This is a genomic window from Halomonas sp. XH26, assembly GCF_024138895.1.
GTDB classification, from domain to species: Bacteria; Pseudomonadota; Gammaproteobacteria; order Pseudomonadales; family Halomonadaceae; genus Vreelandella; species Vreelandella alkaliphila.
Genome location: NZ_CP071889.1, coordinates 2,449,779 through 2,465,077 on the forward strand (window position 1 = coordinate 2,449,779; position 15,299 = coordinate 2,465,077).

The 15,299-nt window shown below is 54.9% G+C and carries 13 protein-coding genes; 10 read left to right on the top strand and 3 right to left on the bottom strand.

Annotation, left to right across the window (positions count from 1 at the left end; genetic code table 11):
* Positions 1–110 precede the first annotated feature (110 nt).
* From J4377_RS11390 to J4377_RS11410, 5 genes are all read left to right on the top strand, one after another.
* A complete protein-coding gene (locus J4377_RS11390) occupies positions 111–1,022 on the top strand; it encodes a 3-keto-5-aminohexanoate cleavage protein (protein ID WP_038485777.1) in 912 nt (303 codons plus the stop codon).
* Complete coding sequence (locus tag J4377_RS11395; RefSeq protein WP_120386729.1) at positions 1,019–1,975, top strand: L-carnitine dehydrogenase; 957 nt, start codon at positions 1,019–1,021, stop codon at positions 1,973–1,975. Before J4377_RS11390 ends, J4377_RS11395 begins: the two co-directional genes overlap by 4 nt.
* A complete protein-coding gene (locus tag J4377_RS11400) occupies positions 1,975–2,430 on the top strand; it encodes a thioesterase family protein (RefSeq protein WP_038485783.1) in 456 nt (151 codons plus the stop codon). Before J4377_RS11395 ends, J4377_RS11400 begins: the two co-directional genes overlap by 1 nt.
* Positions 2,431–2,637: 207 nt before the next feature.
* Positions 2,638–4,239, top strand: a complete 1,602-nt coding sequence (locus J4377_RS11405; protein ID WP_253488136.1) for a BCCT family transporter — start codon at positions 2,638–2,640, stop codon at positions 4,237–4,239.
* Between the two features lie 104 nt (positions 4,240–4,343).
* Entirely contained in the window at positions 4,344–5,177 is an 834-nt protein-coding gene (locus J4377_RS11410) for an alpha/beta hydrolase (protein ID WP_253485574.1), read from the top strand.
* Here the strand turns inward: J4377_RS11410 and J4377_RS11415 are convergent.
* Positions 5,168–6,115 (bottom strand): ABC transporter substrate-binding protein, encoded by a 948-nt coding sequence (locus J4377_RS11415; RefSeq protein WP_038485792.1) that lies wholly within the window; start codon positions 6,113–6,115, stop codon positions 5,168–5,170. The two genes, J4377_RS11410 and J4377_RS11415, sit on opposite strands and share 10 nt — an antisense overlap.
* Positions 6,116–6,226: 111 nt before the next feature.
* Positions 6,227–7,198 carry a GlxA family transcriptional regulator gene (locus J4377_RS11420; RefSeq protein WP_120386726.1) on the bottom strand — a complete coding sequence of 324 codons (972 nt, stop codon included), beginning with the start codon at positions 7,196–7,198 and terminating at the stop codon, positions 6,227–6,229.
* A gap of 174 nt (positions 7,199–7,372) precedes the next feature.
* Here J4377_RS11420 and hutC point away from each other — a divergent pair, with 174 nt between their 5' ends.
* On the top strand, positions 7,373–8,089 hold the full coding sequence (hutC, locus tag J4377_RS11425) for a histidine utilization repressor (RefSeq protein ID WP_038485798.1): 717 nt from the start codon (positions 7,373–7,375) through the stop codon (positions 8,087–8,089).
* Between the two features lie 49 nt (positions 8,090–8,138).
* Here hutC and J4377_RS11430 read toward each other — a convergent pair whose 3' ends face one another.
* The gene (locus tag J4377_RS11430) at positions 8,139–9,461 is read right to left on the bottom strand and encodes a YjiH family protein (RefSeq protein ID WP_253485577.1); all 1,323 of its coding nucleotides are present in this window, start codon (positions 9,459–9,461) and stop codon (positions 8,139–8,141) included.
* A 341-nt stretch (positions 9,462–9,802) separates the two neighbouring features.
* Between J4377_RS11430 and hutI the strand changes: the two genes are divergently transcribed.
* The 4 genes from hutI to hutH are packed head-to-tail and all read left to right on the top strand — an operon-like array spanning position 9,803 to position 15,270.
* Positions 9,803–11,017: an imidazolonepropionase gene (gene hutI / locus J4377_RS11435; protein WP_253485580.1), complete on the top strand. Its 1,215-nt coding sequence runs from the start codon at positions 9,803–9,805 to the stop codon at positions 11,015–11,017.
* On the top strand, positions 11,007–11,972 hold the full coding sequence (gene hutG, locus J4377_RS11440) for a formimidoylglutamase (RefSeq protein WP_051626504.1): 966 nt from the start codon (positions 11,007–11,009) through the stop codon (positions 11,970–11,972). Before hutI ends, hutG begins: the two co-directional genes overlap by 11 nt.
* Positions 11,973–12,028: 56 nt before the next feature.
* Positions 12,029–13,708, top strand: a complete 1,680-nt coding sequence (gene hutU, locus J4377_RS11445; protein ID WP_038485805.1) for a urocanate hydratase — start codon at positions 12,029–12,031, stop codon at positions 13,706–13,708.
* A 26-nt stretch (positions 13,709–13,734) separates the two neighbouring features.
* Entirely contained in the window at positions 13,735–15,270 is a 1,536-nt protein-coding gene (gene hutH, locus J4377_RS11450; protein WP_038485808.1) for a histidine ammonia-lyase, read from the top strand.
* Positions 15,271–15,299: the final 29 nt, after the last annotated feature.

The window sequence follows — 15,299 nt, forward strand, 5'->3', positions numbered from 1 at the left end:
AATTAACAACGACGCTTTATGCGCATCTAGCGTCGCTTAATGACAATCGCTATCTCGCTATCTCGCCATACTTAAGTACGTTTTCCATCGCTACTGTCAAGGAGCGGCCAATGAACCGCAACGTTATTTTGACCTGTGCTGTCACCGGCGCAGGTGACACCACAAGCAAGAACCCCAATGTTCCTATCACGCCCGAACAGATCGCGAACGACTGTATTACCGCCGCAAAAGCCGGTGCCAGCGTGGCCCATATTCATGTACGTGACCCTAAAACCGGCGGCATCAGCCACTCTCTCGAGCATTTTCGTGAGGTGATGCAGCGTGTGCGCGAGGCCGAGGTGGATATCGTCATGAACATTACCGCCGGTGGAGGCGGAGATTGGATTCCTGACGCTCAGGATCCCACCCGCGGTGGCCCCGGCACGGACATTCAAACGCCCGCCCAACGCCATGAGCCAGTCGGTGAGCTTTTGCCCGAACTCTGCACCCTAGACTGCGGCAGCCTCAACTTTGGCGATATGGTCTACGTAAACCCTGCCGACTGGCTACGCGAGCACGCCCGCCTGGTGCAGGCTGCTGGCGTCAAACCAGAGCTTGAATGTTTCGACCTGGGCCACGTTTGGTTCGCACGCCAGCTACAGCAGGAAGGGCTGATCGATGGCGATCCTCTTTATCAACTCTGCTTGGGCATTCCCTGGGGCGCTGAAGCCGATACTGAAACGATGTTGACCATGCGCAATAAACTGCCAGAAAACGCTCAGTGGGCAGCTTTCGGCATCGGTCGACATCAGATGCCCATGGTGGCTCAGGCGGTTCTACTAGGCGGCCATGCCCGCGTCGGTCTTGAAGATAATCTTTATCTTAAAAAGGGCGTAATGGCGACTAATGGGCAATTAGTTGAGAAAGCCGCCACTGTCATCGACAACCTTGGTGGCCGAGTGATGACACCTGCAGAGACACGCGCTCACCTGTCCCTACGCGATCCACACACCGGGAATATCAGCGCGGGAGGTGACGTATGAGCCGCCAACTTAGCGTGATAGGAACCGGCGTCATTGGCAATGGCTGGATTGCTCGCGCCTTGGCACAAGGCTGGGATGTCGTGGCCTTTGACCCAGACCCCAATGCAACCGATCGCACGCGTGCCTTTATTGACAATGCCTGGCCCTCTTTACAGCGTCTTGGCTTGGCAGAAAGCGCTAACCCAAAACGCTTACGGTTCGTCGATAGTGTAGAAGAGGCGGTTATTGGCGCTGACTTAATTCAGGAAAACGTACCTGAGCGACTTGAGCTTAAGCGCGAAATGCTTGCGGCGCTGGATTCAGCTGCGGAAAAGCACGTCATTATCGGCTCTTCCACATCTGGCTTTAAACCCAGCGACTTGCAGCAAGACTGCCACAATGCTCCTGGGCGAGTTATCGTGGCTCACCCCTTTAACCCGGTCTATCTGCTACCGCTAGTGGAGCTCGTTGGCGGAGAAGCCACCACGCCTGACGAGTTAGAGCGTGCTCATGCGCGATACCAAGCACTCGCCATGCGCCCACTGGTCGTGCGCCGAGAAATTGAGGGGCATATTGCTGACCGCCTGATGGAAGCGCTCTGGCGTGAGGCGCTGCACCTAGTCAATGATGGCGTGGCGACAACCGAAGAGATAGATGCCGCCGTCGTCTACGGCTGTGGTTTGCGTTGGTCACTAATGGGCACCTTTCTCACCTTTCATTTGGCTGGTGGCGAGTCAGGGATGCGCCATATGCTTGAACAGTTCGGTCCAGCGTTAAAACTACCGTGGACAAAGCTTGAAGCTCCCGAGCTTACCAACGAGCTTATTGATCGCGTGGTAGAAGGCTGCGAGCATCAAGCCGCTGGTCGCTCAGTGGCCGAGCTGGATCGCCGCCGTGATGACTTTCTGGTAGAACTGCTCGGCTTAGTACAAAAATATTGGCCTGAAGCCGAAGGCTTGGAAGGACGTATTTAATGATTATTTTACAAAGCCGCGTTGCCTCGGAGTGGGTCGACTACAACGGCCATATGAACGACGCCGAATATGCCCGAGTATTCTCACTTGCGGTAGAAGCACTCATGGAACATATCGGCCTGGACACCTCCGGTCGTGCCCGCCATGGCTATACCATTTACACCCTTGAGACGCATCTTTGTTATCGCCGCGAGGCCCATGAAGGACAGCCACTCGGCGTGGAGCTGACCCTGCTGGATCGCGATAACAAGCGCCTGCATGTCTTTTTCAAGCTGAATGATGAAGCAGGCAACCTGCTAGCCACCAGCGAGCAGATGCTGATGGGCATTGATATCGATACCGCTCGCCCTGCGCCTTTCCCATCCCCCGTTGAGGAAGCCATCTCTGCGTTACCTTTAGCAGCGCCATCAACATGGCCAGAGCTGGCTAACCGCACAATTGCCATACGGCGATAACGACACGGCAAAACGGAATAGCAAAACCACATAGCAAAGCAAAACTAAAAATAATGAGAACCGTCCGCCAGCACGGACGGTTGACCGGGATTGCCGGCCCGACGTCCGGCCCAAGAGGACAAGCATATCGCTACGCCAACTCCCCCTCATCGATCCACGCCGCCTTCGCATAACAACTCACCCAAGGCCGAACTCAGTACAGACTACATGGTGACAGAGCTCGCCCAAGGCGGTTTCTTCCAAGGCATGCACAAGGGAATGACGCTAAGTGCTAGCGGCCTAGTGCTGCTCTTCGTACTTTTCACCGGGCTTGGCTCAGATACAGCTGGCAGCGTGTTCGGAGCAACACGCGCCTGGATTGAGAGCACGTTTAGCGGTTATTACCTGATTACCGTGATGCTGCTACTAGCGGTCTGCGCCTTCATTGTCTTCAGTCGCTATGGAAGCGTAAGGCTTGGCGCTGACGACAGCCGCCCAGAGTTCAGTAACTTTGCGTGGTTCTCGATGCTCTTCTCAGCAGGTATCGGCATTGGCATCCTGTTTTTTGGCGTCGCAGAGCCAATCTTTTATATTGACGATACCGGTGCGTTTGGCTACCCCAACAACCCCCATGCCGATATGGCCGGTGCCGTCGCCATCGGTCACGAGCGCGCTATCGATGCGTTACGCGTTACCGTTTTTCACTGGGGCCTTCACGGCTGGGCCATCTATGTGATTGTCGGTATGTCGCTGGCGTATTTTGCTTATCGAAAAGGGTTGCCGCTAGCACTGCGCTCGGCGCTTTACCCCTTTATAGGCGAACGCATCTTCGGCCCTATCGGCCACCTGTTTGATATCCTTGGGGTGCTCGGCTGCGTCTTTGGCGTCGCTACTTCGCTAGGGCTTGGGGTTAGCCAAATGGCCGTTGGCTTAGAACGGCTAATAGGTGTCGACCCAGGACTAAATACCCAGTTAATACTTATCGCGGGTATTTCAGTTATCTCAATACTCTCAGCCGTATCCGGCGTACGCGGCGGTATTCGTCTTATCTCCGAGATGAATATCTGGGTGTCCCTAGTGGTCGTGAGCATTTTCCTAATTGCAGGCCCCACGCTGTGGCTCATCATGGCGTTCGGCGAAACCATGCTCGACTACGCTATCAATTTTATTCCCATGGGACTTTGGTACGCTGATGAGGAAGGAACCGCCGCTTGGCAACAGGGTTGGACAATCTTCTACTGGGGCTGGTGGCTAGCCTGGGCTCCCTTTGTCGGTCTTTTCATCGCCCGAATTTCTAAAGGACGTACGTTACGCGAGTTTGTATTGGGCGTTCTGTTAGTACCTACCCTGATCATTTTTGTTTGGCTGATCATCTTTGGCGGCAACGCCATGTATCAGGAGTTATATGCAACGAATGGCCCAGGTAGCGCCGGTATTATTGAGCTGGTTAACGCTTGGAACCTACCCTCAGCACTGTTTGCCACGGCTGATGGCATTGTCGGCAGCGGCACGTTTGGCTGGATACTCTCCGCCATGATGGTATTTCTGCTAATGAGCTGGTTTGTCACCTCTTCAGACTCCGGCACGTTAGTGCTGACCACCATTTTATCATTAGGTGACAATGAACCGCCTAAACGCTTCCGAGTGTTCTGGGGCGTGGTGATTGGTTTGGTGGCGGCAGTGTTGTTGGTTGCCGGAGGCCTGAACGCACTGCAAACAGCGCTTATTGCTGCTGCCTTACCGCTAAGTGTTGTTGTACTCGTGATGACCGCAGGTGTACTACTTTCGCTATTCCGCGAGACGCTCGATGCACGACGCAAAAGACGCTGATCTAACCATCCCGATGACATCAGGCGTGCTTAACGGCAGCGCCTGATTGTCAGTGAGAGACAGCATCAAACCAACGCAGTAACGACTGACTGGTGGAGCCGCTAATGGACATAAACGCTTTTATAACCCGCTTCGATGCGGGCTTAAAAGATATCGAAAATGGCTCTCCTGCAGTAGCTCGACAGCGCTACGATCAATTATGTCAAACGTTTGCGCCGCCTAATCCGTCAGGCATGACAATCACTGACGAAACCTGGGAAAGCTTAGCCCTCCGACACTTTATCCCTGCATCCGCTGAGTCTGGCCAAGTGCTATACATTCACGGGGGGGGATTTACCCTGGGGTCTATCGACAGCCATCATGGCGTTGCAGCAAGCCTTGCAGAGCAGCTAAAGCGCCACGTTATCAGTGTCAGCTATCGCTTAGCGCCGGAGGCGGGCTACCACAACATGCTAGAAGACTGCCTCAAGGTCGCTGAGGTTATAAAGCCCATCGCAGTAGTAGGTGACAGCGCTGGCGGTCGCATAGCAATAGATTTAGCCCCCTTACTGCACCGTTGCGTGCCCCTAGGACTTATCTATCCGCCGGTCGGCAAACTAAACCAGCAAACGCTGGGGGCCGATGCGCCGTTACTTAGCCGACATGATGTCTTGTCACTCATTCCCTACTGCCCGTGGATTGGGAACCACTTCGATACACTTCCACCGGAAACGCAGATTGAGGTTCTTTCAGTTGAGCACGACCCTTTGACCGCACCGCTCGAAAAAGCCATTGCGGACTGGAGGAACAGCGGTATGCCGGTAGGCTATCGCTGTGCAAAAAACATGGTTCATGCGGCATTACATGCCCACGCGAACCTGCCTGAAATGCAAAGCGCTTGGCAAGATTTTTGCCAAGCGCTTAACAAACGGTTAACACGAAATATTGGTTACTGGTAAGTCGAACGTACCGCCTGTATCGCTGGCTGCCCATCTTTAGTCGTCACGCCATCCAGCCATGTCTCTACCGTGTCTAAATTAGCGCTAATCCACTCAGACGCTACCTCGTTGGCGGGACGATCCTCATAGCTGTAGTCATGCACCCACGCGTTTTGATCCTCAATATCCACTACATACTGTGAAAGAAAACGATGCAGCTGGGGATCATCTTCGGCCATATTGGCCGGAACGATAGTCCAAACAGTGCTCTCAATTTGGGCAATGCCCGCCTCATCGGCATCATCCAGATAAGCTATGTCGAAACTGACGTTCATCCAATGGGGCTCCCAACCAACAAAGGTCACCCACTCTTCATCCGCCATCTTTTGCTCTGCCTGCGCCAACATAGCGGCGGTGGAGCTTTCACGCAGACGCCAGTCTCCTAAGCCTGCAATGTCATTATCAATAGCTGCCAGAATGGCCGTGTTAATCCCGGTGCCCGCCTCGATGCCCTGAATATCACCGTCGAAACGGTCACGGTAGGCGTCCAGGTCGGCCACCGATGTCACACCGGCATCGTAAACGTACTGAGGAACCACCAGGCCAGAGTTCGCCCCCTGGATATTGGAGACCAGCTTTTCAATTTTATTATCAGCAACCAGTGGCTCAACCATATCGGTTTGCACCGGGTACCAGCCCCCTAGATAAACATCCACATCGTTACGCGCTAGCCCCTCAAGAATAACGCTTACGGCCAAATCACGCTGACTTGTTTGATAGCCCATCGCTTCCATCAGTTGCGCTGCCACTTCAGATTTCACGGTGACACCTGGCCAAGGGGGGACGCCCAAACTTACTTCGTCAAGTTCAGCGGCGGCAGGACCAGCAATCGCAAGCGCTGCCAGTCCTGCGGCGCCAAGCGTGTAAATACTCTTTAAACCACCGTGTGCGTTCTTCATTGTAATGTCCTCTTTTATCGATATACGACATCAGTTTGCCTGCTAAGCCGCAGCAGGAACGACACAAAGCGACATTACTTAAACACAAAGCGACAGTCACTCCGAGAACACTCAACTATCTGCTTGTTGGCGCGCTTCAATCGGTGAGCGGCCATAGTGTGCACGGAACGCACGGGCAAAGCTCGAACTAGAAGTAAAGCCGCAGGCCACACCTATGGCAAGTACGCTCATATCGGTCTCCGTCAACAACCGCTGGGCACGGCGTAAGCGAAGTTGTTGATACCACTGGCGAGGAGATACATTCAAGTGCTGTTCAAAAAGCCGCTGTAACTGGCGAGATGACACACCACTCCGGTGGGCAATATCAGCCAATGGAAGAGGCTCTTCTAGATGCCTCTCCATCAGTGCAACGGCCTCGACCAAACGCCGATTGTGGGTGCCTAAACGCTGAGCTAGCGACATTCGCTGCTGATCGCTACGGCTACGTAAACGCTCGTGAATAAGCTGCTCGGAAACATCAACCGCCAGCTTGGTTCCGTGACGCCTGGCGATCACTGCTAAGGCCATGTCCATGGCTGCGGCTCCCCCCGCACAGGAAAAACGTCGCTCCCCGATCTCAAATAACTCGTCGGTTGTTTCAATCGTTGGAAAACGCTCACGGAATACCGGCAAGCTCTCCCAGTGCAAGGTGATTCGCTCTCCCTTCAATAACTGAGCGGCGGCTAATATAAAGCCTCCGGTGTCCAACCCCCCCAGGGCACATCCGGCTTGATCAAGCCGATGCAGCCATGAAATGAGCGCTCGGCTTAAATGATCTTCAGGCTCAAAGCCGCTACACACCGCCAACGATGGCAGGTCGAGACCCTCGCCCATCGACTGATCGACTAATAGCGTCATACCATTGCTTGCGGTGACAGGCTCACCATCACGACTAAATAGCGTCCACTCAAACAGCGTTTGGCCGCTGATCCGATTGGCTATTCGTAACGGCTCTACCGCAGAAAAAAATGCCATCATTGAAAAGCGCGGTAATAATAAAAAACCAACGCGCTCTGGCAGTGATCCAGAATAGTTAAGGCGCAAAATAACTCCTAAAATAAGCGCTTTCTTATCGATGCTGACGATTACTAAGCGAATCAGGCAACGCCAATGAATCCTTGTACATAATACACGCCCAACCAGCAACAGGATGCCCTGGGCCTTTGCACAAGGTACACTGGAGATGGTTAGACATTAGATTCATTTGAAAGGCACTTCATGACCAGCGCTCCTCCACTTTATCTGCAAATACAGCAGCACCTGTTAGAAAAAATCCAGGGCGGTGCCTGGCAAGCACACCACCAGATCCCTCCCGAAGAGCAGCTTGCCCGAGATTTTGGGGTAAGCCGAATGACGGCTAATAAAGCGATTCGTGATCTCGTCCAAAAAGGCTACCTTACACGCCAGCCTGGGTTAGGTACCTTCGTGACAGATCGCAAGGCAGAGTCGTCGCTGGTCGAGGTCTACAACATTGCCGATGAAGTGCGCTTCAGGGGGCACCATTACAGTAATCACGTACTGGTATGTGAAGCCATTGAAGCGGATGACGAAGTCGCTTTGCGGCTAGGCGTTCGCTTGGGTAGCCGCGTGTTTCAAACGCTGCTGGTGCATTTGGAAGACGACACACCTATTCAGCTTGAAAACCGTTATGTTAACCCTCGCTGGGTACCCAACTACTTAACCAGCGACTTCTCACTGCACACACCCAATGAAGTATTGGTAGCGGCCTGCCCGATTACTGACGTAGAGCACACTGTTGAAGCTGTGCTTGTCGACCAGCAAACTGCCGATTGGCTTGCTATTGATACCGCAACCCCCTGCCTGAGTATGGTACGACGCACGTGGTCAGGCGAGCAGCTCATCAGCTATGCCCGTTTACTGCATCCAGGCGACCGCTACAAGCTGCGCTCCTCGGTGCATCGCCAAGCGTCATAAAGACTTAGATGGTAAAAACTTAGCTGGTAAAGACCTATATGGTAAAGACCTAGCTAATAAGCGCTTGTACCAAATACCCGGTGGGTACGGCGAGCATCAAGCTTAATGCAACGCGAATAAACCACACCACCACCATGCGCCCTACAGAAAGCGGAATGCTCGTAGAAAGAATGCAAGGAATTGAGGCTGAGAAGAACAGCACAGCGGATACTGATACAACGCCTGCAGCAAAACGCGAAACAAAGTCCGCTTCTGCCATTAACAGTGCCGGTAAAAACATTTCGGCAAGGCCAGCAGCGGATGCCTGGGCAAGCGCAGCCGCATCAGCAATGCCCCACACGGCCACAAAGGGGTAAAACAACCAACCCAGCCACTCAAATAGCGGCGTGTATTTAGCCGCAAGCAAGCCTAGCAAACCCACCGACATGATCGAAGGCAGAATGCTAATCGCCATCACTAGCCCTTCTTTAAAGTTAATTGCGACACTTTTATGCAACGCCGGTGCGCGGGCGGCCACTTCCAACCCGGTATGCCATGCCGTTAGCAAGCGTTTGCCTGCTACCGCCGTAGGTTCCCCGTCTTCAGCACTATCATCTATACGCGATAAGGGCGGCAAACGAACGGTGACAGCCGTGACGATAAACGTGATCAATAACGTTAGCCAAAAATAGGCGTTCCACACCGCCATTAAATCCAGCGTGCGCGCCACAATAATCATGAACGTCGCCGAGACAGTCGAAAAACCCGTGGCGATAATGGCCGCTTCCCGCGCGGAATACTGCCCCGCCTGATACACCCGGTTGGTAATCAATAATCCGATAGAGTAACTGCCCACGAATGAAGCGACCGCATCGATTGCCGAGCGTCCTGGCGTTCGCCAAATGGGCCGCATTACGGGTTGAACCAGCACGCCAATAAGCTCAAGCAACCCATAGCTGATCAACAAGGCCAGGAAAATCGCGCCAATAGGAACGATCAAACCAACGGGAATCACCAGCTTTTCAAACAGGAAAGGCAGCATATCGGGTTCATGCAGAAAGGCAGGCCCCCAGCCAGTCAGCGCCATCAGGGCAGCCATTACCCCGAGCAATTTTAGTGCGGTAAAAATGCGCTCGGTAACGTTTCGATTCCAGTAGCCTCGAATCAACGGGTACGCAGCCCCAGCGGCAATCAGCGCCAGCGCATAGAAGCCACTTGCATCTCCTAGCCAGCTCCGGGCACCGGTCACCATATGATCGAGCAATATAGTGCTGCGACCGCCAATTTCGACAGGCACGAAGAAAATCAAAATCCCCAGCGCACTTGGCAAAAACAGTTTGAGGATCAGCGCGGCGCTGGGCCGCTGACGGGTTGTAGTATTGGGAGGGAGCATGAGCATGCCTCTTGTTATGTAACAGCGTTTAGAGAGCCTTCCACGTATCTTCAACACTTAATGTATATACATATACACACCAATTGAAGAGCACCACCAGCCAATATAAATAGACATTAGTCTAATGAATCAGACTAAAAACAGTCTTCATTAACATCAAAAAACACATAACAAACTGTTTAAAATACCAAAAACAACAAAACCTCATCTTTTCATGCATTTCACCCTTCCCTCTATTTTGTAACAAGCAGCTTGACGAATCGGCTCATATTGACCTTAATTGTATATACATTAAGATTTGAAAATAAATTTTTGCACATCGCCTTTGAAAGGAGCTCCTCATGCCGAATGCAACGGATCGTCGCCTCTGGCGCGATATCAGCGTCTTCGATGGCTTGCGGACATTGCCCGACCGCATGGCCGTTATTACCGAAGGGGCACACATCATCACCTTGTCGCCCATGAGTGAGTTCGACGAGCAACTCGCCAATAACTGCACAGAGATGGGCAGTGGCGGTGTGATGACCCCTGGTCTTGTGGATTGCCACACCCACCTTGTATTTGGCGGTTCTCGGGCTGAAGAGTTTGAAGCGCGGCTTGAAGGGGCTAGCTATGAAGAGATTGCTAAACGCGGTGGCGGCATTCTCAGTACCGTTCGTGCCACGCGTGAGGCTAGTGAAGATGAGCTGCTAAGGCTCGCTAAACCGCGCCTTGAAGCACTGATTGCCGACGGCATTACCACCGTGGAGATTAAGTCTGGCTACGGGCTTACTGTCAAAGATGAACTCAAGATGCTGCGTGTCGCGCGCCGTCTCGGCAAGATGCTGCCAGTCAACGTCGTCACGACGCTGTTGGGCGCCCATGCCCTCCCCCCAGAATACAAAGATGACAGCGACGGCTATATCGATCTTGTCTGCCAGGAAATGATCCCCGCAGCAGTGGCTGAAGGCCTGGCTGATGCCGTTGATGTGTTCTGCGAAAAAATCGCTTTCTCGGTGGAACAGTGCGAGCGAGTGTTTGCAGCCGGCGAGGCCCACGGCCTACCCATAAAGGCACACGCCGAACAGCTCTCTAACCTGGGCGGAACGGCCATGGCCGCGCGCCACGGAGCACTATCTGCTGACCACATTGAGTACCTGGATGACACTGGCATCGCTGCCATGCGTGAGGCCGGTAGTGTGGCAGTAATCCTGCCAGGTGCTTTCCATACCCTCCGTGAAACGCAACAACCGCCGATTGCGGCGCTGCGCACCGCGGGCGTCCCGATGGCGGTGGCAACCGACGCCAACCCCGGCAGTTCCCCACTGTTTATGCCCACGCTAATGCTCAACCTAGCCTGCACGCTGTTCCGCCTGACTCCCCAAGAGGCACTGGCGGGCATGACCGCTCATGGGGCAACTGCGCTAGGCCTATCGGGCAAAGGGCGCATCCACGAAGGTGCAGAAGCCGACCTCTGTGTATGGGATATCGATGCACCCGCCGAGCTCGCTTACGCCGTACAACCAGGCCGCCTTCGTCAGCGCATGTTCCAGGGGGTGCTTACCCATGGCCATTAACAGTAAAGCCACTGCCACTGAACTCGACATGTCACTCTGGACGGGCCGAACAGACCCTGAGCCCAACAGTGAGCGTTGGCATCAAAAGATCCAACCGCTCAGCCCAACGGCAGCGCCGGGCTGTGCTTTATTAGGTTTTGAAAGCGATGCAGGTGTAGCCAGAAACCAAGGACGTACCGGTGCCGCGCAAGGCCCTTCGGCGCTGCGTAAAGCGCTGGCACCGCTGGCGTGGCACCGCACAGGCCCGGCCTATGATGCGGGAAATGTACGCTGCGAAGGCGATGCCCTAGAAACCGCCCAACAAGCCCTCGCCGATCGATTAGCAGCGTTAATTAAGGCTGAACACTTTCCCGTTGTGCTAGGTGGCGGCCATGAGGTGGCCTACGGCAGTTGGCTGGGGCTTGCCCAGCATCTCGCTGATAACGGTGAAAAAGCACCACGCATCGGCATTATCAATTTTGATGCCCACTTCGATCTGCGCGATCCCTCTCATGTGCGCTCTTCGGGCACCCCCTTTACGCAAATTGCTGATGAATGCGCCAAGCGCGGCTGGCCGTTTCGCTACGCCTGCTTAGGCGTAAGCCGCGCTGCAAACACGCGCGCGCTGTTTAGTCGCGCAGCAGAACTCGGCGTCATGGTTCGTGAAGACCGGGAGTTTCAACCGGCCCACCTTGAGTGCATTCGGCGCGACCTGGAGCGCTTCATGGTGCGTTGCGATCACCTCTATCTGACCATCGATCTGGATGTACTGCCCGCTGGGGAAGCCCCTGGGGTCAGTGCTCCCGCCGCTCGCGGCGTATCACTCGCACTGATTGAACCACTGCTTGAGGCCATTCGCGACAGCGGCAAGCTCCGCTTAGCTGATCTCGCCGAGCTAAACCCCGATCACGATATCGATAGCCGTACGGCCCGCGCGGCAGCACGGATTGTCTTTCAGTTGGCGCTCGACACCTAGCGCCTTGCATTAACGAATCAACTAACAAAAAACCGCCAAATCAGAGGAACCAAATCATGTTACCAAACGATAAACGTCACGACGCTTCCCGTAAGATTGCTGCTCCCACCGGTAGCCAACTCAGCTGCAAAAGCTGGCTGACTGAAGCACCGCTGCGCATGCTAATGAACAACCTCCACCCTGACGTGGCTGAACGCCCCGAGGACTTGGTGGTGTACGGCGGCATTGGCCGCGCTGCGCGTGATTGGGAGTGCTACGACAAAATCGTTGAGACTCTGCAGCGCCTGGAAGATACGCAAACCTTGTTGGTGCAATCCGGCAAACCGGTAGGCGTATTTGAAACCCATAAAGATGCCCCGCGGGTACTTATTGCCAACTCCAACCTGGTTCCCGCCTGGGCCAACTGGGAACACTTCAACGAGTTGGATCGTAAAGGCCTAATGATGTACGGCCAAATGACTGCAGGCTCATGGATTTACATCGGCTCTCAAGGCATTGTCCAAGGCACCTACGAAACCTTTGTGGAAGCAGGCCGCCAACACTTCGACGGTAACCTGACAGGCCGCTGGGTTCTCACTGCAGGCCTGGGTGGCATGGGGGGCGCTCAACCGCTCGCCGCTACCCTGGCCGGTGCCTGCTCGCTGAATATCGAGTGTCAGCAAACCAGCATCGACTTCCGCCTGCGCACGCGCTATTTAGATGAGCAAGCAGACGATCTCGACGATGCGTTAGCGCGCATCGAACGCTATACCGCTGAAGGCAAAGCTGTCTCGATTGGCCTGTGCGCGAATGCGGCGGATGTGCTGCCTGAGTTGGTCAAACGCGGCGTAAAACCCGATATGGTGACGGACCAAACCAGCGCCCACGACCCGCTACACGGCTACTTACCTGCAGGCTGGACCTGGGAAGAGTACGTGGCACGTGGTAAATCACAACCACAAGCCACCGTAAAAGCGGCCAAGCAATCGATGGCAGTGCATGTACAAGCCATGCTCGACTTCCAGAAGATGGGCGTGCCCACTTTCGATTACGGCAACAATATTCGCCAAATGGCTCAAGAAGAAGGCGTTGAAAATGCCTTCGACTTCCCTGGTTTTGTACCCGCCTATATCCGCCCCTTATTCTGCCAGGGAATTGGCCCCTTCCGCTGGGCCGCGCTATCAGGCGACCCGGAAGACATTTACAAAACCGATCAAAAAGTCAAAGAGCTGATCCCCGACGACCCGCACCTGCACAACTGGCTGGATATGGCCCGGGAACGCATCAGTTTCCAAGGCCTTCCGGCGCGTATCTGCTGGGTCGGCCTGAAAGATCGTGCGCGTCTTGGTCAAGCCTTCAACGAGATGGTCAAAAACGGAGAGCTTAAAGCACCCGTCGTGATTGGCCGTGACCACTTGGACTCCGGTTCCGTGGCTAGCCCCAACCGCGAGACCGAGGCGATGATGGATGGCTCCGATGCCGTCTCCGACTGGCCGCTGCTGAATGCCCTGCTTAACACCGCCGGTGGCGCGACCTGGGTCTCGCTACACCACGGTGGTGGTGTCGGCATGGGCTACTCCCAGCACTCTGGGGTGGTTATCGTCGCCGACGGCACCGATGATGCCCACGCACGACTTGGCCGCGTACTGCGCAACGACCCGGGTACTGGTGTTATGCGACATGCGGATGCAGGCTACGACATTGCCAAACAATCTGCCCGTGAAAACGGCCTCGACTTGCCGATGCTGAAGAGCTAATTCAACAACTACAAGGAGCACTAATAATGACCCATCTCGATATTCAGCCCGGCAAAATGACACTGGCGCAAGCGCGCCAGGTCTTTCAATCCCCCGTCACGGTCAGCCTGCCTAGCAGTGCTGACGAGGCGATCCAAAAAAGCGTCGATTGCGTCAATCGTGTGGTCGAGGAAAACCGCACGGTCTACGGTATTAACACCGGGTTTGGGCTGCTTGCTCAGACACGTATCGCCGATGAAGACCTGGAAGCACTGCAGCGCTCGTTGGTACTTTCCCATGCCACCGGCGTGGGTGCAGCGATGGACGACAGCCTGGTCAGGCTCATCATGGTGCTTAAGGTTAACAGCCTGGCACGCGGCTTTTCTGGTATTCGTCGTGAAGTGCTTGATGCCCTTATCGCATTGATTAACGCCGAGGTGTATCCGCATATTCCGCTCAAAGGCTCTGTGGGTGCCTCTGGTGACTTAGCGCCGCTGGCCCATATGAGTGTGGTACTGATTGGTGAAGGCAAAGCACGCTACAAAGGCGAGTGGCTCAGTGCCGAAGAAGCGCTAAAAGTCGCCGGTCTTAGCCCGATTGCACTAGCTCCGAAAGAGGGTCTCGCGCTGCTCAATGGCACCCAGGTGTCAACGGCTTACGCGCTACGCGGCCTGTTCGATGCCGAAGACCTCTATGCTGCCGCCACGGTTTGCGGCTCACTGACAGTTGAAGCCACCCTAGGGTCGCGCTCACCGTTCGATGCGCGCATTCATGAAGTACGTGGCCAACGTGGCCAGATCGATGCGGCGGCGGCCTACCGACATTTACTCGGCGAGAGCAGCGACATCGGCAACTCCCACGCCAACTGCGATAAAGTGCAAGACCCTTACTCCTTGCGCTGCCAGCCGCAGGTGATGGGCGCTGCGCTTACCCAAATTCGCCATGTTGCCGACATACTGGCCGTAGAAATCAACGCGGTATCCGACAACCCCCTGGTATTTGAAGACACCGACGACATCATCTCCGGCGGCAACTTCCATGCCGAGCCGGTGGCCATGGCGGCTGATAACTTAGCCTTGGCGATTGCCGAAATTGGCTCACTGGCGGAACGACGCATCTCGCTGATGATGGACAAACACATGTCCCAGTTGCCGCCCTTCCTGGTCGAGAAAGGCGGCGTCAACTCTGGGTTTATGATCGCCCAGGTAACTGCAGCCGCGCTTGCCAGTGAAAATAAAGCCCTAGCGCACCCGCACAGTGTGGATAGCCTGCCCACTTCCGCCAATCAGGAAGACCATGTTTCCATGGCCCCAGCGGCTGGCAAACGCTTATGGGAAATGGCCGATAACGTGCGTGGCATTCTCGCCATTGAATGGCTCGGCGCCTGCCAGGGGCTGGATATGCGCCACGGCTTAACCACCACTGCACCGCTGGAACAAGCCAAGCAGTTGCTGCGTGAACATGTCACCCACTACGAACAGGACCGCTTCTTTGCGCCAGACATTGAAGCCGCAAGCGAGCTGTTGGCAAGCAGAGCTTTGAGCCCGCTTATTCGGCCTGGCACCCTGCCAAGCCAACGTTAAATGACACTCGTTTTCCCGCTACGAGGGGT